This window comes from Lacticaseibacillus hulanensis (genome assembly GCF_004010095.1).
Classification (GTDB): Bacteria; Bacillota; Bacilli; order Lactobacillales; family Lactobacillaceae; genus Lacticaseibacillus; species Lacticaseibacillus hulanensis.
In genome coordinates, this window is sequence record NZ_RRYD01000054.1 from 1 (window position 1) to 2,421 (window position 2,421).

At 35.6% G+C, this 2,421-nt stretch carries 3 protein-coding genes and 1 pseudogene; 2 read left to right on the forward strand and 2 right to left on the reverse strand.

The window, feature by feature from the left end:
* Window positions 1–113: 113 nt before the first annotated feature.
* Window positions 114–641 (forward strand): annotated as a pseudogene (locus EKN00_RS10615) (replication protein); the annotation flags it as partial.
* On the forward strand, window positions 634–834 hold the full coding sequence (locus EKN00_RS10620; RefSeq protein WP_127850214.1) for a hypothetical protein: 201 nt from the start codon (window positions 634–636) through the stop codon (window positions 832–834). The pseudogene EKN00_RS10615 and the gene EKN00_RS10620, both read left to right, overlap by 8 nt.
* Before the next feature lie 564 nt (window positions 835–1,398).
* Here EKN00_RS10620 and EKN00_RS10630 read toward each other — a convergent pair.
* The gene (locus EKN00_RS10630) at window positions 1,399–1,725 is read right to left on the reverse strand and encodes a bacteriocin immunity family protein (protein WP_127850215.1); all 327 of its coding nucleotides are present in this window, start codon (window positions 1,723–1,725) and stop codon (window positions 1,399–1,401) included.
* Window positions 1,726–1,739: 14 nt separating this feature from the next.
* Window positions 1,740–2,255, reverse strand: a complete 516-nt coding sequence (locus EKN00_RS11070) for a garvicin Q family class II bacteriocin (RefSeq protein WP_127850216.1) — start codon at window positions 2,253–2,255, stop codon at window positions 1,740–1,742.
* Window positions 2,256–2,421: the final 166 nt, after the last annotated feature.

The window sequence follows — 2,421 nt, forward strand, 5'->3', positions numbered from 1 at the left end:
GGTGCATCGATCACCAACTTCTCCGCTCAGTCAGTATTCGCAACGCTCCAAACGTTGCTTTCAGACCGGCCAGATGCTATTTCATGTACCAAATACCGAGGTGAATAATCCAGGAAAAAGCCCATTATCACGTTATTTATATCTCTAAAAATCCTGTTACAGCAGAAAGCGTTCGTTTGAAAATTAAGCGCGCTTTAGGCGATAAGAGCGTTGCTAAAGTACAAATAGTTGTTCAGAGTGTGGAAAATATGTATTTGTATCTGACACATGAATCTAAAGACGCTATTGCTAAAAATAAGCACAAGTACAGCAAGCGCGACATTACTTTGCTGAACAATTTTGATATTGATCGCTATATTACGCTTGATGTTGAAGACAAAGACGACATGCTGAATGATGTTTGTGATTTGATTGATGACCATAATTTGGCAAATATGCGTGAACTGAGACGCTTTTTAAAAGCTCATGGTTCAGAATATGGCATGCCCGGTATTAAAGTCGTCAATTCGGTTTTACGTGCTCATACTGGACTGATAAGGCTGTATTTCGATGCTGTTTATCAGGAACGCAAGTACGGCAGAGGCGATATAAACAAAGAGACTGGCGAAATTTTAGAGAATAAGGAGATTGGGAATGAATAAAAAAATATTTTTGCGGATTATTGGGGTTATTTCTCTTTTTGCTGCATTGTTGTTGGGAGTTTTTGCAAAAGAGCCATTTATTAATTTTGTTGCAAGCAATAATAATCTAGTATTGTCTGGTTCGTTTTCATTTTTGTTTTTGGCAGTGGGAATTATTTCTATAGGCTATTCTGTTTTTGCAAAAAGTAAATAAAATGTTTTTTGATTTAGAAGTTAGGCGCTCAAATTGAGCGCCTTTTTTGTTGTCGGCTAGCCGACTTCTGATACAAGGGTTTTGCACAAACACCAGCAATTTTAATTGTGGTGTGTAAGTGCGCATTTATTTTGCTTTACAAAATTTACGGACGGTTTAATTTAGTGATTGTTTATAAAACCAGTAATAAATCCAAAAAGCATAGGTAAAATAAGACCAAGGCATAAAAGGATAAAGCCCAAGCGACACCATATATTTAACTTTGGATATAAATCCTTGAAATTAAACAACATAATTATCAGACCTAAAAAAGCAATAAAATATCCTGATGTATAAATCATTTTGAATCTCCCTTCAACCAGTCATGTACTTTTTACTCACCTATTATGCTCATAAACGTTGATATAAAGCCAACCTCATTTCTCCAAATAAATTGGAGTTGTGCTAAAACGTAATTTAATTGCTAGAAGGAACAAATGAGATATTAAAGATAAAAAGGCTGACACCCTTAAACAGGTGTCAGCCTTTTTATCTTTAATATCTCTAATTAGTGATATGGTCTTTCTAGTGACCACCAAATCCGCTAAAACCACCAAAAATCATTCCAATACCACTACCCGTTGTACTAGTTTGATATTTATCTGAGATAAGATTCAAATAGATAACTTTAACTTTTGGGGATAGGGCAGATTTTATCGCTAGGGGCGTTAAAAAAAATTGTAAATCACTTAAAATTTTTGGCAAATATTTTTTCTCTTTTAAGGCTTGTTCAGCTTCTAGTAAAAATGGTTTTTCTTCAGTAGTTGGTGCATCAGCTAAAGCATTTTGTATATCAGTAAGTAATTTCACTTCAGTAGGTATTCGTTTTGTGTTGTTTTTAAAAAAGCTCATTAGATGACATCTCCTTATTTTTCATGTCCTGATTTCCATGAACCACCAAGGGCGCCTTCCCAGCCATGTAATGCTACCCCAAATGCGGCTTCAAATGGTGATTTAGTAACTACATAGTGCCAATGGCCTTTACTATCACGGTATTCATAACCATTGGCCGTATAGTACCGATATCGTTTGGCACGCATGACGCCAAACGATGGGGCTGATGCTGTTTGCGAGCTATTTCCAGCGTCTATAATTACACCATTATTGCTAGCTTGTAAATTAAATTGATCAATAACTTGCTTAGCTTGTTCGATTTGCTGAGTGGTTAGACCACTGTTCGAGGGGATGTTTAATATCATTTTGCCATTTTCGATTTGTACATAACTATTTAATTTATTAATTTGTTCAGTTGATAGGGTAGTAGAATCGGAGGTGACGGAAGTATTAGAGATTGAAGTATCAGCAGATACAGCTATAGGAGCGGTATTAATTGCTATGCTACTGGCAATTAAGATTGAACTTAATAATTTTGTCTTTTTCATGCTTTTTCCCCCTGCAATAGAATTGTTAAGAATGATAACATTTTTTTTATTTTTTGAAAAGAAGTTCTCAAAGAGGGAGCTACCTTTAACCTGGATTATTCATAGAATTTCAAAAAAGCAGCGTAATCCCATGATTCACACGGGACTGCGCTGCTTTGGTGTTTCA

Coding starts and splice junctions, on each gene's coding strand:
- EKN00_RS10620 (WP_127850214.1), top strand. CDS start 634: ATGAATAAAAAAATATTTTTGCGGATTATTGGGGTTATTTCTCTTTTT.
- EKN00_RS10630 (WP_127850215.1), bottom strand. CDS start 1,725: ATGAGCTTTTTTAAAAACAACACAAAACGAATACCTACTGAAGTGAAA.
- EKN00_RS11070 (WP_127850216.1), bottom strand. CDS start 2,255: ATGAAAAAGACAAAATTATTAAGTTCAATCTTAATTGCCAGTAGCATA.